23 protein-coding genes are annotated in these 23,611 nt (G+C 50.6%); 14 read left to right on the top strand and 9 right to left on the bottom strand.

Translation table 11 applies throughout. From position 1 onward, the window contains the following. Positions 1 to 41: 41 nt before the first annotated feature. On the top strand, positions 42 to 2,744 hold the full coding sequence (locus tag ACT3IC_RS03625; protein WP_473478870.1) for a cation-transporting P-type ATPase: 2,703 nt from the start codon (positions 42 to 44) through the stop codon (positions 2,742 to 2,744). A 40-nt stretch (positions 2,745 to 2,784) separates the two neighbouring features. Here the strand turns inward: ACT3IC_RS03625 and ACT3IC_RS03620 are convergent, their stop codons facing one another. After that, entirely contained in the window at positions 2,785 to 3,906 is a 1,122-nt protein-coding gene (locus ACT3IC_RS03620; RefSeq protein WP_103178567.1) for a YbdK family carboxylate-amine ligase, read from the bottom strand. Between the two features lie 147 nt (positions 3,907 to 4,053). Between ACT3IC_RS03620 and ACT3IC_RS03615 the strand changes: the two genes are divergently transcribed. The 7 genes from ACT3IC_RS03615 (at position 4,054) to ACT3IC_RS03585 (ending at position 8,475) form a co-directional block, all read left to right on the top strand. Next, positions 4,054 to 4,548, top strand: coding sequence for a GNAT family N-acetyltransferase (locus ACT3IC_RS03615; RefSeq protein ID WP_159339777.1), 495 nt, complete (start codon positions 4,054 to 4,056; stop codon positions 4,546 to 4,548). Positions 4,549 to 4,592: 44 nt separating this feature from the next. After that, positions 4,593 to 4,838, top strand: a complete 246-nt coding sequence (locus ACT3IC_RS03610; protein ID WP_103178569.1) for a YmjA family protein — start codon at positions 4,593 to 4,595, stop codon at positions 4,836 to 4,838. A 95-nt stretch (positions 4,839 to 4,933) separates the two neighbouring features. Then, the gene (locus tag ACT3IC_RS03605) at positions 4,934 to 5,422 is read left to right on the top strand and encodes a cold-shock protein (protein ID WP_103178570.1); all 489 of its coding nucleotides are present in this window, start codon (positions 4,934 to 4,936) and stop codon (positions 5,420 to 5,422) included. Positions 5,423 to 5,647: 225 nt separating this feature from the next. Then, a complete protein-coding gene (locus ACT3IC_RS03600; RefSeq protein WP_159339741.1) occupies positions 5,648 to 6,361 on the top strand; it encodes a GNAT family N-acetyltransferase in 714 nt (237 codons plus the stop codon). 359 nt (positions 6,362 to 6,720) lie between these two features. Further along, positions 6,721 to 7,128 (top strand): hypothetical protein, encoded by a 408-nt coding sequence (locus ACT3IC_RS03595; protein ID WP_159339742.1) that lies wholly within the window; start codon positions 6,721 to 6,723, stop codon positions 7,126 to 7,128. A 701-nt stretch (positions 7,129 to 7,829) separates the two neighbouring features. Beyond that, positions 7,830 to 7,970, top strand: coding sequence for a hypothetical protein (locus ACT3IC_RS03590; RefSeq protein WP_180210385.1), 141 nt, complete (start codon positions 7,830 to 7,832; stop codon positions 7,968 to 7,970). Positions 7,971 to 8,322: 352 nt separating this feature from the next. Further along, positions 8,323 to 8,475 (top strand): Hok/Gef family protein, encoded by a 153-nt coding sequence (locus tag ACT3IC_RS03585; protein ID WP_103824124.1) that lies wholly within the window; start codon positions 8,323 to 8,325, stop codon positions 8,473 to 8,475. Positions 8,476 to 8,754: 279 nt separating this feature from the next. Here the strand turns inward: ACT3IC_RS03585 and ACT3IC_RS03580 are convergent, their stop codons facing one another. Then, entirely contained in the window at positions 8,755 to 9,111 is a 357-nt protein-coding gene (locus ACT3IC_RS03580) for a nuclear transport factor 2 family protein (RefSeq protein ID WP_103178574.1), read from the bottom strand. A gap of 223 nt (positions 9,112 to 9,334) precedes the next feature. Then, on the bottom strand, positions 9,335 to 9,916 hold the full coding sequence (locus ACT3IC_RS03575; RefSeq protein WP_159339743.1) for a hypothetical protein: 582 nt from the start codon (positions 9,914 to 9,916) through the stop codon (positions 9,335 to 9,337). Positions 9,917 to 10,501: 585 nt separating this feature from the next. Between ACT3IC_RS03575 and ACT3IC_RS03570 the strand changes: the two genes are divergently transcribed. Continuing rightward, complete coding sequence (locus tag ACT3IC_RS03570) at positions 10,502 to 10,951, top strand: carboxymuconolactone decarboxylase family protein (RefSeq protein ID WP_159339744.1); 450 nt, start codon at positions 10,502 to 10,504, stop codon at positions 10,949 to 10,951. Positions 10,952 to 11,145: 194 nt separating this feature from the next. Here ACT3IC_RS03570 and ACT3IC_RS03565 read toward each other — a convergent pair whose 3' ends face one another. Genes ACT3IC_RS03565 through ACT3IC_RS03555 form a run of 3 tightly spaced genes read right to left on the bottom strand, consistent with a single transcriptional unit; the run spans position 11,146 to position 12,682 of the window. Then, a complete protein-coding gene (locus ACT3IC_RS03565; RefSeq protein WP_159339745.1) occupies positions 11,146 to 11,625 on the bottom strand; it encodes a carboxymuconolactone decarboxylase family protein in 480 nt (159 codons plus the stop codon). A 15-nt stretch (positions 11,626 to 11,640) separates the two neighbouring features. Further along, the gene (locus ACT3IC_RS03560; RefSeq protein ID WP_236560464.1) at positions 11,641 to 12,249 is read right to left on the bottom strand and encodes an FMN-dependent NADH-azoreductase; all 609 of its coding nucleotides are present in this window, start codon (positions 12,247 to 12,249) and stop codon (positions 11,641 to 11,643) included. 7 nt (positions 12,250 to 12,256) lie between these two features. After that, positions 12,257 to 12,682 (bottom strand): GNAT family N-acetyltransferase, encoded by a 426-nt coding sequence (locus ACT3IC_RS03555; protein ID WP_159339746.1) that lies wholly within the window; start codon positions 12,680 to 12,682, stop codon positions 12,257 to 12,259. Positions 12,683 to 12,790: 108 nt separating this feature from the next. Between ACT3IC_RS03555 and pdxR the strand changes: the two genes are divergently transcribed. Then, a complete protein-coding gene (gene pdxR / locus ACT3IC_RS03550) occupies positions 12,791 to 14,170 on the top strand; it encodes a MocR-like pyridoxine biosynthesis transcription factor PdxR (protein WP_159339747.1) in 1,380 nt (459 codons plus the stop codon). A 256-nt stretch (positions 14,171 to 14,426) separates the two neighbouring features. Here the strand turns inward: pdxR and ACT3IC_RS03545 are convergent, their stop codons facing one another. Together ACT3IC_RS03545 and ACT3IC_RS03540 are read right to left on the bottom strand one after the other, a co-directional pair. Further along, on the bottom strand, positions 14,427 to 15,455 hold the full coding sequence (locus tag ACT3IC_RS03545) for an HlyD family secretion protein (protein ID WP_159339748.1): 1,029 nt from the start codon (positions 15,453 to 15,455) through the stop codon (positions 14,427 to 14,429). A gap of 10 nt (positions 15,456 to 15,465) precedes the next feature. Next, entirely contained in the window at positions 15,466 to 17,058 is a 1,593-nt protein-coding gene (locus ACT3IC_RS03540; RefSeq protein WP_159339749.1) for an MFS transporter, read from the bottom strand. Positions 17,059 to 17,207: 149 nt separating this feature from the next. On the opposite strand from ACT3IC_RS03540, the gene ACT3IC_RS03535 reads away from it, so the two are divergent. Further along, entirely contained in the window at positions 17,208 to 17,993 is a 786-nt protein-coding gene (locus ACT3IC_RS03535) for an IclR family transcriptional regulator (protein WP_159339750.1), read from the top strand. A gap of 523 nt (positions 17,994 to 18,516) precedes the next feature. Here ACT3IC_RS03535 and ACT3IC_RS03530 read toward each other — a convergent pair. Beyond that, a complete protein-coding gene (locus ACT3IC_RS03530; protein WP_159339751.1) occupies positions 18,517 to 19,521 on the bottom strand; it encodes an SDR family NAD(P)-dependent oxidoreductase in 1,005 nt (334 codons plus the stop codon). Positions 19,522 to 19,627: 106 nt separating this feature from the next. Here ACT3IC_RS03530 and ACT3IC_RS03525 point away from each other — a divergent pair, with 106 nt between their 5' ends. The 3 genes from ACT3IC_RS03525 (at position 19,628) to ACT3IC_RS03515 (ending at position 23,588) form a co-directional block, all read left to right on the top strand. Continuing rightward, positions 19,628 to 20,575 carry an AraC family transcriptional regulator gene (locus tag ACT3IC_RS03525; protein WP_159339752.1) on the top strand — a complete coding sequence of 316 codons (948 nt, stop codon included), beginning with the start codon at positions 19,628 to 19,630 and terminating at the stop codon, positions 20,573 to 20,575. A 798-nt stretch (positions 20,576 to 21,373) separates the two neighbouring features. Continuing rightward, entirely contained in the window at positions 21,374 to 22,120 is a 747-nt protein-coding gene (locus ACT3IC_RS03520; RefSeq protein WP_159339753.1) for a Slam-dependent surface lipoprotein, read from the top strand. Positions 22,121 to 22,157: 37 nt separating this feature from the next. Further along, positions 22,158 to 23,588, top strand: coding sequence for a surface lipoprotein assembly modifier (locus tag ACT3IC_RS03515; RefSeq protein ID WP_103178576.1), 1,431 nt, complete (start codon positions 22,158 to 22,160; stop codon positions 23,586 to 23,588). Positions 23,589 to 23,611 lie beyond the last annotated feature (23 nt).

Raw genomic sequence — 23,611 nt, 5'->3', positions numbered from 1 at the left:
TTTTGCTCACCGCAAACTGAAGGAGCTGAAATATGACCAAAATGCACCACACCCAGACGCCGCCTCCTACCACGCCAGACATGGCCTATCAGCAGACCGTAGAGCAGACGCTTGCCGCGCAGCAGAGCACCGCGGCGGGTCTGAGCCGCGCACAAGCACAGGCGCGGCTGGACAAACATGGTCCCAACGCGCTGCCGGAGAAAAAAGCCAGACCGGCCTGGCTGCGTTTTCTGGCCCATTTTAACGATGTGCTGATTTATGTATTGCTGGCCGCTGCACTATTAACGGCAATAATGGGCCACTGGATCGATACCCTGGTTATTCTGGGTGTGGCGGTCATTAACGCGTTGATTGGTCATATTCAGGAAAGTAACGCCGAAAAATCACTGAACAGCATCCGGAATATGCTCGCCAGCGATGCCCGTGTTATTCGTGACGGCGATCATGAAACAATACCCACAACTGAAATAGTTCCCGGGGATATTATTTTCCTGCGTGCCGGGGATCGTATTCCGGCCGATATGCGTTTAATTGAGGCACATAATTTACGCGTTGAAGAGGCTATTCTCACCGGCGAATCGACGGTGGTGGATAAACACACCCAGCCGCTGAACGGGGAATTACCGCTCGGCGACCGCACCAACCTGGTCTTCTCCGGTACCACGGTGAGCGCAGGCGGCGGCGTTGGGGTGGTCATTGCCACCGGCCAGGAGACCGAACTGGGCCACATTAACCAGATGATGGCCGGGATTGAAAAGCATCGCACCCCGCTGCTGGTGCAGATGGACAAACTCGGCAAGGCCATCTTCGGGATCATCATGGCGATGATGGCCGCGCTGTTCGTCTTTAGCCTGCTGCTGCGCGACATGCCGATCGGCGAGCTGCTGCTCTCTTTGATTAGCCTGGCCGTGGCGGCGGTGCCGGAAGGTCTGCCTGCCATTATCTCGATTATCCTGTCGCTGGGCGTGCAGGCGATGGCCCGCAAGCGCGCCATCATCCGTAAACTGCCCACAATCGAAACGTTAGGAGCGATGACCGTGGTCTGCTCGGATAAAACCGGCACCCTGACCATGAACGAGATGACCGTTAAGGCGATCATCACCGCCGACAGCTGCTACCGCGTTGAGGGCGACAGCTATGCCCCGGAAGGCAACATCTCTCTGGAGGGCAGCGACGAGCCGGTGAAGATCCAGCCCGGTACGGTGCTGGAGCACTATCTGCGTACCATCGACCTGTGTAACGACAGCCAGATGATTCAGGACGAGCGCGGCCTGTGGCGTATCACCGGCGGGCCGACCGAAGGCGCGCTGAAGGTGCTGGCGGCAAAAGCGCAGCTGGCGCCGGTCACCACCACGCTGATTAACAAGATCCCGTTCGACTCCCAGTATAAGTACATGAGCACCCACTATCGGATAGGGGATGAGGAGCAGATCCTCATCACCGGCGCGCCGGACGTTATTTTCGCTCTCTGCGCCCGGCAGCAGACCCGTAACGGTGCCGAAGCCTTTAACCGCAGCTACTGGGAAGCCGAGATGGAGCGTTATGCGCGCCAGGGGTTGCGTATGGTGGCGGCGGCGTACAAACCGGCGAACGGTGAGCAGACCTTAACCCACGACGACCTCAGCCACGGCCTGATCTTCCTCGGTATCGCCGGGATGATGGATCCGCCGCGTCCGGAAGCGATCGACGCCATTCATGCCTGCCAGCAGGCGGGGATCCGCGTCAAGATGATCACCGGGGATCACCCGCAGACGGCCATGAGCATCGGCCAGATGCTGGGGATCGCCAACAGCGGCCAGGCGGTGACCGGCTCCCGGCTGGAACAGATGGATGATAGCGAGCTGGCACAAGCGGCGGTGGAGTACGATATCTTCGCCCGCACCAGCCCGGAGCATAAGCTGCGTCTGGTGAAAGCCTTGCAGGAGAAAGGTGAAATCGTCGGCATGACCGGCGACGGCGTAAACGATGCCCCGGCGCTGCGCCAGGCGGACGTGGGCATCGCGATGGGCATTAAGGGCACGGAAGTGACCAAAGAGGCGGCGGATATGGTCCTGACGGACGACAACTTCGCCACCATCGCCAGCGCGGTGAAAGAGGGGCGTCGCGTCTACGACAACCTGAAGAAGACCATTCTGTTTATCATGCCGACCAACCTCGCGCAGGGGCTGCTGATTGTGATTGCCCTGCTGGCGGGGAACATCATTCCCCTGACGCCGGTGCTGATTTTGTGGATGAACATGGCGACCTCCGCCACGCTCTCCTTCGGGTTGGCATTTGAGGCCGCCGAGCGCAACATCATGCGTCGCCCGCCGCGTCAGACCGGGCAGCACGTGATGGATGGTTATGCCGTCTGGCGCGTGGCCTTCGTCGGCACCCTGATTGCCGTCGCCGCCTTTGCGCTGGAAGCCTGGCTGGCTCCGCGCGGCCACAGCGCGGAGTTCATCCGCACCGTGCTGCTGCAGATGCTGGTCTGTGCCCAGTGGGTCTACATGATTAACTGCCGCAACACCGAAGGCTTCTCCCTGAACCGCGGTTTGCTGGCGAACAAAGGCATCTGGCTGGTGACGGGCGTGCTGTTGCTGCTGCAGCTGGCGATTATCTACCTGCCGTTTATGCAGATGCTGTTCGGCACCGAAGCGCTGCCGCTGCGCTACTGGGGTGTAACCCTGGTGACCGCGGGCGCAATGTTCTTCATTGTCGAAATCGAGAAGCGACTCACCCGCAGGTTCCGTAAGGCGGCATAACGTTTGCCCCTCTCCTTTGGGAGAGGGGGAAAGAGAGCGATTACGGACTCGTCGCCCACAGCTCGGCATGTTTTTGCACCAGAGAAATGAGCGAGCCGCCGTCGGCGATAAAGTCCCGCATGCGCTGCGCCTCGCTCTTCTCCTGTTTCAGGCTCTGGGCAATCTCTTCAATCGCACTCGACGCCCCGAGCTTTGCGGCAGAAGGCGCGACGCGCTCCAGCAGCCAGGCGAGATCTTCTGCAATGGTTTTCTGCTCCCCGGTATGGACGTCCGTCAGGATCCCCTCCAGCCCGTAGCGGCAGGCCTGAAAACGGTTAAAGCGGTAGAGCAGAAAATCCCGCTCCTGATGCTTGTAAGGCCGGGTGGTGAGCAGCCAGTGGGAGGTGGCCTGGATCAGCCCGGCGATATTGATGGCATGGGCGAGGGTCAGCGGCGTGTCCATCACCCGTACCTCTACGGTGCCAAAATGGGGGCTGGGGCGAATGTCCCAGTGCAGATCTTTAATGCTGTCGATCATGCTGGTATGGCTCAGGCGGCGGAACAGCCCTTCGAACTCCTGCCAGCTGTTGACCCACGGCATCAGGCCGTTATCCGGAAAGCCGGAGAAGATATTGAGGCGCGAAGAGGAGAATTTGGTGTCGGTGCCCTGCATATAGGGCGAGCTTGCCGCCAGGGCGATAAAGTGTGGCACGAAGCGCGACAGGCCGTGCAGCAGGTAGATGGCGTCATCGCCAGTGCGACAGCCCACATGAACGTGCTGGCCGAAGACCGTGGCCTGCAAAATCAGATAGCCAAAGCGCTCCAGGGTGGCGTTATAACGCTCGTCTTCGCATACCTCCTGACGCTGCCATTTCTGAAACGGATGCGTGCCGCCGCCGCAGATCTGGATATGGTGCTCCGCCGCCGCGCGCAGGATACTCTGCTGCATGGCGGAGAATTGCGCCGCCGCCTGGTCGATGTTCTGGCAGACGCCGGTGGCGATCTCCAGCATGCTTTCGGTGATATCGTGCTTCACTTCACCGCTTTTGATGTCATCTTTCACGGCGGCGATCAGGGCGGATGAGTCCTGGCTCAGATCGTAGCCCGGCGGGTTGACGACCTGGAGTTCAAGCTCAATGCCGAGGGTGTAGGGTTCAGAGGATTTAAAATCGGGTAAAGGCATGGCGCACTCCGTTGTCTGTGATGAGTTGAGTATAGACAATGGGTGAAGTTCTCCCTTTCCCTATGGAACAGGCCCAGTCTACCTTGACGCTCCAGAGTCGTTATCGCTATTAATATTGGCCTGATTATTAATATTAAGGTGCAAGTAATGGTCTCATTTCGACCCCTGACAGAGGATGAGTATCCTGCTTATCTGGACTATTTTATTGATGATTATGCCGGGGAGATCGCCTCAAACTACGGACTCTCTCAACACGATTCTCTTGCCAGAGCGAAGCAGGAAATTGCTGAAATGCTTCCTGAAGGCGTGAATACGCATGGACACGTTTTACTCTCTCTTGTTGCGCCGATAGATCAGACCAACAGGCCTGTCGGTTATCTCTGGTACAAACCCGATACGATGATGCGTTCAGTGTTTATCTACGATTTTCATATTTTCACCTCTTGTCAGGGGGAGGGGCTGGGTAAACAGACTCTTCGCGTTTTTGAAGCGCATCTGCGCGAAAGGGGCTTTAAAGAGATCAGACTGCGGGTGGCAGGGGATAATGCCCGTGCCCGGCATCTTTACGAGACCAGCGGTTTTGGCATTACCGGAGTCAACATGAGCAAGTCTATTGTGGCGCCCGCGGAAAAAATATTGTGAGGATGCTAAAATCCTCGCAACAACTGACACCCTGAGGATAACGCATGAGCAACGACGTACCGATTAAATACTATGACATCGTGGATGAGTACACGACGGAAGCCGCCGAACCGGTCAACGAGTCAGAGCGTGATTCGCTGGCGCTCTATTTCCAGTTGCTGATCACTCGTTTAATGAATAACGAAGAGATCAGCGAAGCGGCGCAGACCGAGATGGCGGTGGAAGCCGGCATCAACACCCAGCGCATTGACGATATCGCCAATTTTCTGAACCAGTGGGGCAATGAGTAGTTCCTGCATGAAAGACATAGTCTGCGCAGGCGTTGTGCTTTACACTGCGCGCGGCAAAAACTGAGTTAGTAACGATTAATTAGGCGGTAACGGCAATGGCGATGAACGGAACAATCACAACCTGGTTTGCAGATAAGGGCTTTGGATTTATCAAAGATGAAAACGGCGATAACCGCTATTTTCATGTGATTAAGGTCGCCAATCCCGATCTGATTAAGAAAGATGCCGCGGTAACGTTTGAACCGACCACCAACAACAAGGGGTTGTCGGCGTATGCGGTGAAGGTGATCCCCGAGAGCAAATATATTTACCTCGATGGCGAGCGTCATAAGATCACCTCCATCAAATCTTACCTGGTCTACAGCGAAGAAGAGCCCGCCGAAACCCGGATTGATAAAGAGAACGGCGTGCTGTCGGTGAAGAGCCTGATGGGCAATATCGCGCCGAAATCAACGGCCAAAGCGGGCGAAATGCGCACGGTAAGAAAACTGGCTATCACCACCTTCCAGGGCAAAACCTTTATCTTCTCCGAAGATGAGATTGACCTGGACGCCACGGTGAAAATGCTCAAGAACCTGAAGTAATCTGCATCCTGCCGGGTAGCGGCTGCGCCTTACCCGGCCTGCAAACCAAAGCGGCGCGAAACGCAGACCCGTGCAAGCGCAGCGCCGTCCTCTCATCGACCTTCTCTCCTGATACATCGCCAGTATAAAGAATTATTTACGCGATTAACGCGCCCGGCAGTACTGTTATGCAGACAATCCTGTATTGTGAAATAACAAACCGTTAACAAAGAAGGGGGTAGCAGCGTGCCGGAGATGAATATCTGGGGACAGATGGTTAACGATCCTGTTCCCGGCTGGCAAGGGGCCAGTGTACTGGAGCGTGGGGTGCTGGAAGGGCGTCTTTGCCGCCTTGAGCCGCTGAATGCGCACCAGCATGCGAGCGATCTGTTCGAGGCCTACGCGCTGGGCGACGACAGCGACTGGACCTGGCTTGCCAGCAATCAACCTGCCAGCGTGGAAGAGACCGCCTGCTGGGTGCAGGGCAAAGTGCAGGATATGGCGCTGGTGCCTTTTGCAGTGATCGATCGCCAGAGCGAGCGCGCCGTCGGGCTGGTCTGTTATATGGCCATTGAGCAACAGCTGGGTTCGGTGGAGATAGGGCATGTCACCTGGTCGCGCAAAATGAAAAACAGCCCGCTCGGCACAGAGGCGATCTGGCTGCTGCTGAAATATGGTTTTGAGCGAGGCTATCGCCGTCTGGAGTGGAAGTGCGATTCGATGAACATCCCCTCGCGCCGGGCCGCAGAGCGGCTGGGCTTTACCTGGGAAGGGCGGTTGCGCCAGAAGCTGGTGCGTAAAGGCCGTAACCGCGACAGCGATATGCTCTCCATCATCGATAGCGAATGGCCGGAGCGGGACGCGGCTCTGCGTGGCTGGCTGGCCGCAGATAATTTTGATAACGATGGACGGCAGATCAAACGCCTTGAGGCGTTTCACGCTCGCCCCGAAACGGCATAACAGTGAGTCTACCGCAGGCGCCCCTCTGAAAAGGGGCCCCTGCACCGTTTATTTTCTTTTGCCATTAACAATATTATTTATTCAGATTACTCCGCAATTAAAAGTATACATTTATTATCTTTAGCAGCCCGAATTAATACGCCTTATTATCACCCCGTTGGTATTAATTGCGCGGATGATAGCACTCAGCGGAAATAACCAACCTGTCTGTAAAACGTTCGTGGAGCGCAGCCTTTTCGGCTGGCGCAATCTTGTGCCGCGCGGTGAGGCCAGGCGTTTGTTTGTCGAAAGCCGTCATGATTCATGGTGATGTGAATTAATTATTAAATCCTTTACTTAATTTAAAAGAGAAATTTGAAATGGGCATAATTAAAAAAATTCTTCTGGCTATTGTCATCATTGCTGGTGTGCTGAATATCTCCAGACAGGCTCACGAATATGGCCTCGATATTGGCTTGCAGTTGCTGACAGTATTTATCCTGAGTACCACTTTCCTGTGGCGCTGGGCGTCCGGCCACCTGCCACATATCGGGAAACCAGTCGCGATTACGCTCATGATGGTAACCATGCTGATCGCGCGGGTAATTGTTGAGTATGCCATCGCCGATCATCTGCACGTTGACCTGGTGGAGGTCATCCATACCAGCCTCAAATACAGCCCATGGCTCTGGCTGGCGATGTTCCTGGGTTCGGGTGTGAAGGTCTTTTTCTGGCGCTGGCTGTTTGCGGGCGTGCGCCAGGAGAACAGATCGGATGTTACCGCCTGAGGGCAGGGCAGAAACCGGCGCAGGAACGCGAGCACGATCGTAAGGCGCGCTACAACCATCATCACCACCGTTAAACAGGTCAGCCCACCTCTTTGGTGGGCATGATATCGTCCGGTTACCGCACTTTATGAGCCTTGACTCATTTGACTAAAGTCAAACTTTAGTGACTTATTTAATTGTCTTAATAATGTTATTTAGTGACGGTTTTTAAAAAGTTGTTACTAGATAAAATAGTCTTTAACTAGTCTTTTGCTCTGGTTGAGTTTGACGGGGTTATCTGAAGAGTACAGCTCAAACGCATAGGGTATCGGGTCATTCTCTCTGAGTATCACTCTCTTCAGGCACATAACGCTCTGGTGCGCCTGACATTTGCGCAATCCCGGTAAAGATGGCCACTTTGACAATCATTGAAGTCTTATTCATGAAGTCTAATCGCAAACATAACGTTCTGCGCTTCCTGTCTATTGTAAGACATATTATTTTCTTTCATTTGAAAATAATCTATCGATAAAGTCTTTCTAATTTAACACATCTTCAACAAGATATGTCTCAGGTTTTGAATATTGACATGTGTTAAGCAGACTTTCATATTTCAGGACATGAAATAACTGCATGCTTAAGACGGAGGGAGTGTGGACAAAATCAGAAGTTATCCATCAAAGCGCAGACCGCGAGGTGAAAGTAAAAATGCCCGGTTAACCATGCTGAGCGCACGTATCGATGATGAGCTTTGTGAATACGTGCAGGCCACCGCTTACGAAACGCGTAAAAGCAAACAGGACATCATCGCAGAAGCCCTGATGCTTCATCGCCAGCACTATCAGCTTAACCCTGGTAACTGAAGCACGCCTCAGCGTACAGGTTCGTCAAACGAAAAAGGTTGTACAGAATGAGGTTTCTACGCCTCTGGCATGATTGCACTCTGCTCCGGTGATGACGTCGATGTAACCCACTTCATGCCAGCATCTAAACGTTTTCTGAAAAAGTAATTTAACTGGCTAAATAACCAGTGGAAAGGCGGTTTTTTCACCGGTACGAGCGTAGTATTGCAGCGGGTGCCTGATGCTTTCTTAGCTCAGGCAGGTCTGGAGATGCAGAAAGCAAAAGCCCCGGAGATGTTTCCATCAACCGGGGCTACCACTCCAAACCCAGACAATTTGGATGGTAGCCTCTTCTTAGCAAGGAGGCAATGACATGCTTAACAAGTACGCCTTTTGGGCGATCCTGGTGCTGGCTTTAACTGTGCTGGGCGTCACGTTTCTGGTTCGCGAAACGTTATGCGAGCTGAGCTTTAAGGAGCGTGATGTGGAAGTGAAAGCTGTTCTCGCTTACGAAACGAAGAAGTAGCGGTATGCGGGGAGCAATCCCCGCTTATCCGGTTGTAGGTTTGGTACAGGCACCCGTTTTTTTGCCCCGTCTGGCGTATCGCCAGGCGGGGCATTTTTATTTCAACAGCGTTGTAGCATCCATCTTAGGCAAGTCTCTATTTTCGGACGGTTTGTTGAGGTTTTTGGGGAGAATTCATAAATGCCTTCAGTCCTTTTATGCGGCGCTTAATAAGGCGTTATGCCAAATAACCTGATGTCACGTCCGCTATGAGCGAGGAGCGGACGTTGCATCTTGCATCTAAACGCGCTTTAACTCAGGCGTTCCCTGATGGAATATCAATTGCCATTGGCCATTGCCACTCATTTCCCAGCATGAGGAACGAAGAGAGGCATTACTGCCATCTGGATCAAAAGTTCTGTAATGCAATATGGCGAAATTTTTTCTAACGATGATAAGTCTAAAGTCGTCACTGTGAATTATTGGACTTTTATCTTCAGTAGAAAGTGCCTCTATTGTTTCTGCCCTATCAACTAACATGCCAGATCGCGTTATCTCTCGAAATTCCTCATGAAGTATCTCTTCAAGCCATTCCCGATCGTTCCGCTTGTCATCATGAAGAGAACATTCGAGACTTTTTAATCTCTCAAGGAGCATAGTATTGTCCTTATTACATTGGGCCATTAACTTTTAGGACAATGAACGCTGAAAAGCAACATCCCCTTCTGGCACAAAGCGGACATCCCTCCTTCATGCGCTCTTTCTGCCGTCAGTTAACCCAGTCTTCCAGCGTGAGGTCCGGTACCGGCACGTCACCACGACCGTTTCTTCGTCTTTGTAATTCTGGGCCGACGACCTGCATCCGGCGCGCTTCTGCGCCTCAGAACACGGGCCGCTCCGTTGGTGGCAGGCGCAGCGCGTCGCGTATCTGATCGACCATATCCAGAAAATCCCCCACTTTCTGCAGGAAGAACAGTTGATTATGCACCTCCATCAGCGTCGGTAAATCACGACGGGCGGCCTCGATAAAGAGGGCAAACGCCAGTGAGGAGCCATGCGGGATGTGCGTGATGTCAGGCAGCTGTGAGGCACGCAGTTCAAGCAGGGGAACGCCGTTACGCATGATAGTCTGCAGATCTTCCTGTTTATAAATGCCCAGCAGACGACACCAGGTCCGGTTCTCGGCCAGCGTCTGGGCGCTGTCATACCAGTAGTCAGCGAGGGCGGCCCCCATCATGCCAGCCACGTCTTTATCCATCAGCGCAACAAGGCTGTTCCCGCGCATGAAGTTACCGATCAGATCCCCGAACGAGGCCGACAGGAACTCTTTGATAAAATCGCTTTTTGACTTGCCAGCCGCCCTCGCCTGCTCCGTGATCTCAATATCCACATCAAGCGGCATGTTCCGCACGGTCAGCGTGCGGGTGAATCCTTTTTCGGTACTTTCGTTCTGTTCAGCCATGTTTGTCTCCAGAGGGGGATGATTTATCAGAATCGATAGCGTCTATCTCAAAAATGCCACGATGACTACAAACTATTGCATTCCGTTTCAGATATAAATCCTGTATGCATATTTATTGTTATGGTGCTGTCATTGTTAAATATTAACCACCTGTAAACAGGGCGCATTACCGGCCACACAGAGATCCGAAAAAAGGTAAAGTCGGATCCTGCTCAAATTGATAAGGGCGCAGTGTCAGAATAAGAAGACTGAAGCAGCGAGATATACAGACATACCCCTTGTAAGAACAAAACTTTCATATCAAGAGGTAGGATTCCGAGTCAGATCACAAGGTGCAGTTCCAGTAGAAAGATTAAAACCGGCCGTTCTAAACCATCATTGTTGAATAAATTAAAAGTGAAATTAGAGTCATGGCATTCCGTTTTTATCATGTCCTACGCGTTTTGTTCTTACTTGTGTCTTTTTTATAGGCCAATTTTGATTATTATGATTTAAGTCTGAAGTATCAATTAGTAACCCTTCTGAAGAAGGTGGGGCTATTTCCGTAGATAAATCATCTACCTAACTATCTCTAAAGGAAAGAAAATGAATCGTCCAAATTGGTTTCAAGTATCTGCAGAAGGCTCAAAGGCACTGGGAGCGCTACATCATTTCGCCACAAAAGGAACAAATCTTCCGGAAGAGCTAATACATTTGGTTTTTTTAAGAGTATCTCAGATTAATGGCTGTGCACATTGTATTGATATTCACACACGCGATCTTATAAAGTGTGGTATGTCAGTAGATAAGATAGTACTGATTCCAGTGTGGGAAGAGGCTACTTATTTATTCTCGGATCTGGAGCAAGCGGCATTGGCATGGGCAGAAGAAGTTACCCGTGTAAGTGAGACACATGCTTCGGATGAAGCATATTCTGCAGCGCTTTCAGTATTTGGTGAAAAAGATTTGGTCGATTTGACCATCGTTATTGCAACAATGAATGCACTTAATCGTATGGGCGTCAGCTTTCGAATGAAGCCGCTGGCCAAGGCGTAAATTACCATTCGTTTTCTTCTCGCGATTGGTTATTAATTTCCCCAATGAAAAAACCGCCGAAAGGCGGTTTTTTCATTTTTTAGCAGCAAGTCATGAAAATAATCAATCTTAACATTCTTTTAGGTATGGAAACTTATGCAAGCTTAGATTCAAAAATAAAGCCGCCAACGTGAAGCGTTGGCGGCGGACATTTATCAATGTAATTCAGCACGATCCAGACCGTAAGCGCTATCCATCGAGCCTGGTGCCATCTGTGATAAAATCTGCAGGCGATTCCAAGCGTTGATTACAGCAATGGTGAATGTTAACTCTGATACTTCCACTTCAGAGAAATGTTCGCGCAATTCGCTGTACAGCGCTTCGCTTACACCATCATTACCAATGCGTGTCAACGCTTCAGTCAGTGCCAGAGCCGCTTTCTCTTTGGCGCTGAATAATGGCGATTCCCGCCAGATTGCAACGTGATAAAGACGCAGTTCACGCTCCCCATGCATTTTTGCTTCTTTAACATGCATATCCAGACAAAACGCACAATGATTCAGCTGTGAGGCACGGATATCCACTAAGTGCTTAAGTTTTTTATCCAGCGAGATTTTTCCTAATGCCATAGATGCATCGGCAAGTGTTTTAGCCAGTGCCGGGATGGTTTTGAAATGATTCACACGTGACGACATATTGTAATCCTCTTTTTAAAATAAACGATCAATGGTTTGTAGTGCATGGGGTAATGCTGTAGTACGAGTGACGGGATCATGCGTGCCGTCTACCCGAATAAATTGCACGTCGGTAATGCCAATATATTCAAGCGCTACGCGAATGTATGGCGTGAACTGGTCATCTGCTACAAATGGACCGTGGGCAAATACGCTGCCGCTGGCGACAACGCAATACACCTTTTTGCCACTGACGAGCCCTATTTTTTTGCCCTCTGGCGTAAAGGCGAAAGTTCGTCCGGCGCGGGTTATATGATCGAACCAGGCCTTTAACACAGAAGGCAGGCCGAGGTTCCACATCGGTGATGAGATAACCAGCGTGTCACAATCTAAAAGCTGATCTACCAGTTGTTCCGAAGTCTGAATAGCGGTGAGCTGAGCTTCACTGCGTAGGTCTGGTGGGGTAAAAAAACCAGCAATGGTAAATGCATCAAGATGTGGTAGCGGCCGTTGAGCCAGGTCCAGCACTGATTCTTCAAGCCCGGCATGATGCGCGCGTAATTTTTCTACCAGGCGCTCAGACGCCGCGCGGGATGCCGATCCTGATAAATCCGGGCTGACTTTAATGTGAAGCAGTTTCATCATTTTTTCCTCAGGTGAGATCGCGATAAAAGTGCAGGCCGAGGGCGGTGTATCCGACACGTTTATAAAATGCCTGGGCTCCTGAATTACTAATGGCGGTATCAAGGACTATCTGACCACAACCATATTCACGTGCGATTACCGCTAAATGATTCAACAGCTTTGCACCCATCCCCTGACCGCGAGCCTCGTTCACTGTTACCAGATCGTCGACGTAACAGAATTGCCCGTGAATGAAATTTTCGAGCACTCGATAACCGGCCAGCGCCATTGGTTTGCCATCCTGCTCCAGTCCTGCAAGCCGATAGCCTTGCGCCTGCTGGCGCTGTACCTGGGCGATAAATTGTTTCTCATTCGTTAGTTTGCTGCGTAGCTCTTGCATCAGCGCAAAGCAACGGGCAAGGGCAATGACTGTGTCGTAATGTACAATCTTCATGACGCCTCATAGTGAGTGGCTTAGTTAATAGCCATATCTTAATCTTGTATGTCTTGTTAAAAAGGGTCATTATTAGACTTAATTGATAGGACATTTAAGGTGCATTTGATGGGGTACAAAGAGATTTATGCCCGCTATCGTCAGCAAATTCAGGACGGCCTTTTGAAACCGGGGGAGCGCGTCCCCTCGATTCGTTCGCTAGCGAGCGAGTTGCAGGTCGCGCGAAAAACGGTGGAAACCGCGTATGAAATTCTTACTGGAGAAGGCTATTTCGTAAGTCTGGGGGCGAAGGGGACCTATATAAATCCGGAGCTCCGGCTAACCTCAACGGTCAGCGCAGACAACGCTGTATCGTCTTGTTCACTTAACACACAGGTTACTGAAAGGAAGGGTGATCTGAGGCTCGGAATCCCTGCCCTGGATGAATTTCCCCATAAAAAATGGTTACTAATATCGGGAAAAGCGGCGCGAAGTCTTCGTCCGGAAGAAATGCTCATGCCCCCGGTAATGGGCTTTCAGCCGCTACGTGAGGCCATTTCAAGTTATCTCAATATTTCAAGAGGACTGAATTGCCGACCGGAGCAAATCTTTGTTACCAGCGGCTATCGGGCCAACTTACGGTTAATTCTGTCGGTACTTGCACAGCCTGAAGATAAAGTGCTGTTTGAAGATCCTGGCTACTTTTATGGTCAGCAATTATTGAAGCGAATGGCATCCAACCTGCACTATATACCTGTTGATCGGCAGGGCATGGATGTTGATTATCTTCAGCGCTATCATAACGATGCACGCTTCGCTATCGTTACACCCACTCATCAAAGTCCGCTCGCAGTTAGCCTTTCATTACCGCGTAAGCATCAGTTGCTGGCCTGGGCACAGCAAAACAGTAGCTGGATAATCGAAGATGACTACGACGGAGAGTTTCATTACACACGAAAAGTAATCCCGGCGTTGAAAAGCCTCGATATGCATGACCGGGTTATTTATACCGGTACGTTTAGTAAAACGATAATGCCAGCTATGCGTATCGGCTATATGGTAATACCACAGGAGACGGTAGCCCGTTTCAGTGAACTGGGCGAAATCCTTGAAACGGGTCTACCATTACTGCCGCAAAAAATACTTGCGCAATTCCTTAGCGAAGGGCATTTCTACCGGCATATAAAAAAGATGCGCTTACTCTATCAGCAGCGGCGGCGCATGATGCTTGAAGCAATTGAAACGAGCTTTCCAGGGTTATTTGAATTTGAGCTTACAGATGGCGGGATGCATATTGTCGCCTTCCTGCAACGCGGTATTGAAGATACTGCATTAGCTGCATTATGGACACAGCACGAGCTTTACGTCCGGCCACTCTCGAGTTGGTATGCGCAGACACAAAAACGTTATGGGTTAGTAATTGGATACACTAATATTCGCTCAACCGAAGAGGCGCAGAAAATTTTGGAGCGGGTTAAGGAAAAAACACTGGCGCTTATGCAGCATTAAGCTTTTTGATAGCCAGGCGTGAATAATAATCTCTTGTTTAACCGTATCGTTGCCTGATAAAAATATTTAGTCGATCACTCCCTGTAAATGAGGGTCGACTAAATATAATCGTGATAGTACATGTGTTTTTTAACAGGAATTTAGTCTGGTGTCGGTGCCATATATCTCCTCCAGGATATTACGTATAGCTAACGGGAACACCGGTTCTAAGCCAGACGTTCCAAAATAGAGCGGGGTTTTGAGAATATCTGGAATATTAGCGGATCTCAATTTCAGGAACGGCTGACATCCCGACGCGCAATAATTTTGCATCGGGTTGATTACCATCCAGCACTATTTTCACCGGTAAACGCTGGACGACTTTAGTAAAGTTACCCGTTGCATTGTCTGGCTGGATGGCTGAAAACGTTGCGCCGGTTGCAGGAGCGATACTATCGACATGTCCAGTAAACTTTTTGCCCGGCATGGCATCAATTTTAATTAAGACCTTCTGCCCCTGCTGAACATTTGCCAGCTGTGTTTCAAGATAATTGGCAGTGATGTAAGTTTGATGTAGCGGAACCACGGCCAGTAGACGTGTCCCTGCGTTAACGTAGGCACCGAGGCGCACCGAACGCTGGCCTACCATCCCATCGACTGGTGCAACAATACGCGTATAAGAAAGGTTAAGCCTCGCCTGACTGACCTTTGCCTGCGCGACTGCAACATCGGCTTCCGCCTGACGTAATGCAGCCCTCAACACGCCTACCTGTTTTTCTGCTGAGGTCAGAGCAGCTTCGTTCTGACGAACGACTGCGGATGCAGAACGCTGCGTTGAATGGGCTTTTTGTTGATCGTCCGCAGCGACGGTACCTCTTTGATAAAGCTTGTTAAAACGTTCGGCGTTCTGACTGGCGTACTGCGCCGATGCCTGACTGGCTAAAAGGGTCGCTTTAGTCTGGGCAATAATGGATTGTTGCTGCTCCAGTTGTGCAAGGCTGCTCAGGTGTTTTGCTTGACTAAGCTGCAAATTAGCTTGCGCCATTTCAAGCGCTATTTTGTAGTCTCGGTCATCCAGCGTGGCCAGTGTTTGCCCTGCTTTAACCCGTTGGTTATCCGCGACATAGATATTTTTGATATAACCCGATACTTTTGGTGCTACCAGTGTGTAATCCGCATTTACATAGGCATCATTGGTACGGGTATCATTATTCAGCATTGTCGACCATACGAAAAATATCATCGTCATCATCAGGATTAATAATGCGCTGAGCAGAATCGTTCTTCTGGATACAGAAAATTTCATTTAACCACCTCTATTCAGTCATGGCAGGTTGAAAACGTGTCTGGGGCGGCCAGACACGTTTTGGCAACCAGATAGTGAGTAATAACAGGAGGACGGCAAAGCCAGTCATCAGCAGATAGCTGTCGCCCAGACTCAGAACAATTGCCTGATGTTTCAATAGGGTGATAAATCCCGCGATGTTCTCGGTGTTGCTGATGCTGCCGTCGTGTAATAAAGGGATACTGCTGCTGGCCTGCTCACTGACCGGTGTCGATATCAACCATGGGCGGTTGGCTACGTTATTGACCAGAACATTAGAATGAAATTGTTCTCTGTGATTTATAAACCATTCCACTAAAACGCCAGCAGCGATGCTTGAAAAACCCCGTACGGTATTGAACATAGCAGAGGCATAATGTCCTTCCGGGGGAGCCACAACACTGGTTGCGCTCATAAGCAACGGTAAAATAATTGACGGTAATCCAATCGCCTGCAGAACCTGTATGGCCCAGAAATTCTGGCGTGCCCAGCCGCTGGTTATCTGCATACCCATCAGGCTGGCGGAAATCATCAGAGCAATCCCGAAAGCTATCAGCCAGCGACAATCAACCCAGCGCAGACTAAGCAGTGCGGCAACAAGCGGGGTGATAATTAACTGCGGGAGCCCAATGGTCAAAGCCAGTGGCGCAAATTGCGCTGTTCGAAAGCCCTCTACTTTGCCAAAGAAATTGGACGGCAAAGCCGAGCCAGCCAGCGCCAGTACCAACACTACAGCGAGCGCCATCAGGCCATATGAAAAGTTACTTCTCTCCAGCATCTGTAATTTGAACAAAGGGAGGGGATGAAACCATTCATTAATCAGAAAAATCGCCAGGCACACGATGGCGCTGGATAACAGACAATTAAATAACGGCGATTCAAACCAGTCCAGACGTCCACCCTGAGTGATGGCGATTATTAAAAACGTCATACCAGAACAGCCGGTAAGCATACCGAACAGGTCGATCTGTTTAAATCGGTCGAGATAAATCGGGTCCTGCGGCAAACCCCAGCCAATAAATATCATCGAAATCAAAATGGCGGGGACCACTTGCCAGAACATGAACATCCAGCTCACTTCATCTGTCCAGAATGCCGCCAGTGAAGGTGCCACATTTGGACCAAAAGTCGCAGTCAGAGCATAAGCTCCCAGGCCATAAAGTTTTATAGATGGTGGCAGAAAACGTAGCGCCACAGTCATGAGTAAGGGAGGAAGTGCACCGCTAAACAGGCCCTGTATCGTTCGCAAGAGAATAAACAACTGCGCGTTCGGTAGTAAGGGTAAAAGTATGCCGCAAACCATAAAACCGCCAGCGCAACCAAGAGCCAATTTACGCAGCGAAAAAGTCACAGCAAACCATGGTGCGATCATCATCGCCACTACTTCCGCGGCCTGGTAGGCAGATGTGAACCAACTGGCTTGATCATAAGTCACGCCAATTCCGGCACGCACATCTGCAAGCGCTATATCTATAACCCGACCATTAAGGCCGGAGGTCAAGGCTGCAATCAGTACACCCACAAATCCCATTGCAAGGCGCCAGGTAAAGGGGGGCGAGGGTGGGGTAGAACGCTGTGCATTCATACAATGTTCTCGTGCATTAAATCGGTACGATGTACCGTATTGTGGTACAGTGTGACATCTTACATTGCGAGAGCGTCCGTTGCAATGTGATAATTAATACATGAACTGAGGTAACAGGCTGCCCGTCACCGGACAATAAGGAGCTCTATATGGCCGTAAATGCTTCAAGCTTTGAGGATGAAAAACCCGCGGGGATTCAGGTTATCGCCCGCGCAGCTGCGATTTTGAATGTGCTGGGTAAGCACCCTGGCGGCATGAGTCTGGGGGAAATTGCGCAGGAGGTTGCTCTCCCTCGTTCAACGGTGCAGCGTATAGTCGCGGCCTTAGAGAGTGCTCAACTTGTGCGTAGCAGCGGTGCAGGTGGCCTGCGTCTGGGACCAGCACTACTCAAACTTATTTCCAGTGTGCACAGCGATGTAGTGGATCTTGTACGTCCCTTCCTGGAACAACTTTCGGCCAATATTAATGAAACAGTGACCCTTGCACGTGCCAGTGGTACCCAGCTGGCAATCGTCCATTACGTTGTAGCATCACGTGAATTACGTGTTGTACCTCGTATTGGACTTAATTTGCCGCTCTACAGTACTTCCGGCGGACGTGTGTTACTGGCTATGGAAAGTGATGAAGATGTCCGCATCCTGGTAGGCGAAGCCTATGAAGATCTCACCGGAATGACAGTCAAAACGCTTCCACAGCTTCTGGAACTTATCGCCGATGTCCGTGCCAGGGGGCTGGCTATTGATCTGGGTGAAACTCTTGAGGGTGTCTGCACGATAGCGGTAGCGCTGGACACACTTTTTGGTCGTTTTTCTATCTCCTTATTAGTTCCGGCGCCACGTTTCCATAAACATGAAACCTTTTATCGGCAAGAACTCATGCAATGCAAGGAGGCGATAGTTAATGAAATTGGAAGAATAATTTCGGTAGGAGAATAACTAACAGCAGGAATAAGTGTTTTCAACGAAATTTGTGAGGCCGCTTGCACGGCCTACCCCATCCTTCGTTGACCTGCTCCCATTGATTAACACCACGATGTTAGTAATGTCTTCATCAGCAACGTGAGGACATCCCCATAAAGAAGCATTTTCTGACGAACAGTTCATCAGTATTCTCCGCGTGGCCGAGGCTGGCATTTCCGCTATCAAGGTTTTAATGCCTCCTCACTGCGCTGTAAACAACATCTCTCTGGGAAACAGAAAGATCATTAAAGTTTACTTTATCACCGTACAAAGCCTTTGTTTTTAGATGTTATTGTTCAGTTCTACAAGTGAAATGAAGTACCTCAGTAACAGTAAGAAAAGTTGAAAATGACGTAGCTTTATGCATTCATGATTTCCACTGGTGCTACTTACCATATACCCACTTATGTTTCATGGGTATATGGCACGAATTCGACCGTTTTAGCTTTTGATATAATGCTGTATGGATTAGAACGAGAGGTCGACCATGGGCTTTTGATTACTTTGAAAAAGAAATATTCAGCATAGCTTCGCTCAGCTTCCACAGACGTTGGGCTGCGACTTGGTCGATAGCATAAGGCATAGCATCTAATGTTAGTTCTTTCGGCTGGTTGAATGGGTTAAGCATGTCATCTTCCAGAACCCCGGTAATGTCTGAATTTGCACAAAAGACGCCGCCTTTTCCGTTTAGTTGTGGGCTGACCGCACACCAGACATGGGTCGCTGCGCCTTGAGGGATGGATTTCATGTCGTGTTCAGGAGCGATCACGGGATTACCGTTTGCATCGAGATTGCCCATGTTTTTCAACTGCTCAATCGACATATGCTTTGCCAACCCGGTCACGATACCTCCCGGATGCAGTGAGAAAGCACGGACGCCGTAGTCACGCCCCCTCCGATCCAGCTCAACCGCAAATAGTACATTGGCGGTCTTTGACTGACCATACGCACCCCATCCATCATAGGCACGGCGCTCGAAATTAACGTCGTCCCATACGATATCCGACAAACGGTGGCCGAGCGAGGAAACGGATACAACGCGCGCGCCGTGCGCGCGAAGCAGAGCTGGCCAAAGGCGTAGGGTCAATTGAAAATGGCCGAGATGGTTGGTTGAGAACTGCATCTCATTGCCTCGACTGTCTCGAGCTAACTCCGGCAAAGCCATGATGCCGGCGCTGTTAACCAAAATATTCAACGGCATCCCGGATTGCACTATGCCGTGCGCGAAGGTATCGATTGAAACAGGGTCGGTCAGGTCCATCGGCCTGACTTCAATTCCTCCACCGATTTCAGTAATTATTTGGCGGGCGCGATTTACGTCGCGGGCGGGCACAATCACTCGTGCGCCAGCCGAAGCGAGCGTTCGGGCAGTTTCAAGACCCAGCCCAGCGTAACCGCCAGTAACGATCGCGAGTTGTCCGGTCAAGTCAATACTTCGAATGACGTCAATTGCCGTTGTATAAGCAGTAAATCCTGAACCGAGCGGCTTTTGCAACGTGGTCATATAGAGCACTCCAGTGGTTAATTGCTTTAAACCGTAGTGTGCACCTGTGAATTAGTACGTTTAATACGCTAAAATACTTTTTTCTTTAGCGAAAGTACAAAACGTAATGCATGACCCTCTGTCCCGTACACTCGAACTTGTCGAGGCGCGAACAATCTATGCCGGTGGTTTCATTGGCGGCGGTGATTGGTCAATCCGGTTCCCGCCACCACGTAAGATCAAGTTTTTTGTGATCGGTCGTGGTTCTTGCCTGCTGGCCCTGGATGGAATTGAAACGCCCTTCCGACTTGCCACAGGCGATGTTTTTTTACTCACACGCAACGCCGGATTTACCGTGGCGAGCGATTTGAGGCTAGTACCTCTGCCTTCAAGCGAGGTTTACACGGGTAGAAATTCACGCATCATCCCAGTGGGACAAGGTGACGATTTCCTGTTTCTGGGCGGTCACATTGATACCAATCATGCAGGCGGGCGCTTGATGGCTGAGAATTTGCCTGATTTTTTACATTTCTCTGCTTCCGAAAGTGGTGCGAATCGACTTAGCGCATTGATCGGGGAATTGGTTGAAGAGGCGGCCGGTTGTGTACCCGGTGCTGAAATGGCCTGCTCAAGTCTAGCGCATCTACTTTTGATCCAAATATTGCGCCGCTACCTTTCCGCACATGAGTCAGACGAGGCGGGCTGGTTTCGAGTCGCCTGTGATTCGCGGTTAGCCCCAGCGTTGGCGTTAATGCACAGTGATCTGGCCCGAAAGTGGACTCTGACCGAATTGGCACGTGCTTGCGCCATGTCTCGAACCAGCTTTTCTAAGCACTTTCGTGTAATTGCTGGCATACCGCCATTTACTTATCTTACTGAATGGCGGATGCGCCACGCTGAACATGAATTGCGCCGCGAAGGTAGCTCAGTCGTCAAGGTCGCTCTGTCGGTTGGCTACAACTCCGAAGCTGCGTTCAGCATCGCGTTCAAGCGTGTGATGGGCCACTCTCCTCGTCGCAATACTCATCGCAGCACAAAAGGTTTAGTTTGTGGCTCAACACCTGATGATGCTTAACTTGTCACAAAACCTCAAACCTATGCACTGTAACTGTTAGGCCTTGACGCAACCTTGATGCGATCGCTGGTTTTCATAGCAACAGAGAAAAGCCCTCTTACTTTATCGTGAAGCAACTCGTAATTCCGCTCGCAAGTAAGATATAACGAAGTTCGACCACTCTGGCTGGTCCGAATTGCTTAGCCTCGAACTGGCGCTCTTTGGTATCAAGGCAACATGCATTCACTCGGAACCGTTTCGCACCGATTTCCTCGATGCGATCTCCGTCATATTCGGCGATGTCATCAACGACCGCTCCTGACACAAAGCGGACCATTATAAATTTTCTGATGCAGGCGGTAATCGCGACTTTTTCAGGCTTTCCACCTGCAATGCAACCTATAGAACTCTTCAGTCTTAGGGCTATATCAGCACCGCTGAACGCATCGCCCTCTTTTGCATGGCCGTAACAGAGCAGACTGATTCCTCTGATATCGGGTTTAAAAGACGTTCAGGATTGTTCCATTAAAAAACGTAAAAATCTGAGTTGCATTATTTGTAATAGGCAGAAGAGAGGATGAATAAGGGCACATAATGAAGCGTGCGTGAAGAAACGCTAATTCATCCCCTTAAGTTAAATTAACGCCGATTAACAGAGCCCCAGGCGAGACATTGTGTAAGTGGTTGTTAAGATTAATCTTAGAATGAACGGCGATAAGGACTAATCATTAGAGATGCTAAATGTTTTGGCGTAAATTCATTCGCAAAAATTATGTTACAAATCCTGCGAATTTATTCACAACCAAGGACGTTTAGCGTATGGGGATTTTAAAACCTGGTTTATTACTGACCGCTTTTGTGTTGACTGCATGTGGTGGTGGCGGCGGCGGCGGGGGTGGTGGCGGAGGCGACAGCACGCCTCCGGTAACCACTGCGCCTGTGCAAACGGATAACGGCAATACGGGTACCACCCCGGAAACCCCTGCCACGGCACCGGTCAGCCTGACCACCGGCGGTACCCTTTCTGGTTGGACCTACACCACCCCTGAGGGCCGTGAATATGTTATGCGCGGCACCGGGATCTCTGCGGGCCTGGTGCAAACCCAGCGGCTCACCCGTGACGACCGTTCCCCGGTCTCCTCAACGTCATGGTGCTGTGGCCGGATGAGTTACACCACATTCGGTACCTGGACACAGTATGAAAAAGGTCAGCATGAGGTCTTCTACACCGGGGATGCCACGCTCGCGGCTAACGTGCCAACCCAGGGCACTGCGACCTATGTAGGTCACGGTATGCGTGAAAATATCCTGAGCGATGCCAGCTTTAACATTGATTTCGCCGCGAAAACCATCAACGGCACTATTGCCGGCAATGATACCTTTGGTAGCGAAATTGCGATGCAGGGCAACATTGCCAACGGTGGATTCACCGGTAATGCGCAATCCGGCGGGCAGGCGGGGACCTTCACCGGACATTTCAATGGTCCCACAGCTGAAGAGTTAGGCGGTCTGGCGCAGTTTGCAGACACGACTAAAAACGCATCCTTTGGCGCGACACGTCAATAAAACGTTTTCCGGTCAGCCAGGCTGACCGGACCTTCAGATGGTAAGCCTTTCTATGAATATTTTGCGTACTGGCGCACTGAGTTTGCTCTGCCCGCTCAGCGTTGCGTTTGCTGCGCCGCCGGAAACCGACTCAATTCCTGCAGCTCCCCACCTTGAACGACTGACCACGCCGGACAAGCGCACCGGGCCTGGCGATAAGACGCTGCATGTTACCAATGCGCAACTGGCGGAACAGCCAGAGCTGGCAATGGCGATGCTCGATCAGGCCATTCGTGAAGAGAAGTGGCCGATGGTTCGTGCCATTTTACCTGTCTATGCGGCCTCACCCAATCCGGATTCAACCCTGATTCATTTTGCAAAAGCCGGTCTGGCGCGCAGTCAGGGGCATTATGCAGAGGCGATCGAACACTATCGCGCTATTCTGAGCAGGCATCCTGACTTTGCTGCGGTGCGTCTGGATTTAGCGCGGGCCATGTTTGAAAATCGTCAGTTTGACGCGGCTGATTATCAGTTTCGTCGGGTATTACAAAGCAATCCGCCTGAGAATATTCAGCAGGTCATTGCGCAATATCTTGAGCGCATTCAGCAAGGCAGCGCATTAACGGGTTCCTTCAGCGTGAGCTATCTGAATGACAGCAATGTGAATAATGCGTCATCGGGTAAAACCATTCGGGTTGGCGATCGTCTTTTTATTCGTAATAAAGAGAGTTTCCCTCAGCGCGGGGAAGGTTTCTGGTTCAATGGCGCATTACAAAAAGATGTTCAACTCTACGATCAGCATGGCTTGCGATTTATTGGTACGGTAAACGGTAAGAGTTACTGGAATAACCATGATTTTGATGATATTACCACCCGCGCTTATGCTGGCTATCAATGGCGTAATTTCCGACAACAATTCGCCCTGTTACCTTTCTATGAAAAAAGATGGTATGGCACCGAGGCCTATTCTTCTGGCCCTGGCGTCCGCGCCGAATACAGTTATTTACTTACGCCCACCTGGCAGGTGAGTCAGGCGCTGGAATATCAGAAACTGGATTATGATAATGAAGATTATCGATTCCTGCACGGGCAAAATCGTTACTCCTCCACAACCCTGTCCCATGCCTTCAGTAACCGGGTGTCAGGGTTTGCCGGCTTCGATCTGCTCGATCAGCAGACCTTCACTCGCAGTGAATCTAACCATCGGGTAGGTTTACGCAGCGGGGTGCAGGTGGATATGCCCTGGCAACTCTCTTTTGCCGCCACCACGGCCATTGCCAGACGCAATTACCAGGCCGACAGTGATATCTTCTCGACGCGACGGAAAGATAACGAACAGATCTATAATCTCTCGCTCTGGCATCGCGACCTCTATTTCTTTGGGGTGATGCCGAAACTGAATTTCACCTGGAAGCAGGTCGACAGCAATATCGATTTCTATGATTATCGACAGAGGAATGTCCTGCTATCGCTGGATAAGAATTTTTAACAGACGTTTACCAGGCCATTTTA

It is taken from the genome of Leclercia sp. GHBNCSD, from assembly GCF_055805075.1.
This window is presented reverse-complemented; position numbering and strand designations above follow the sequence as displayed.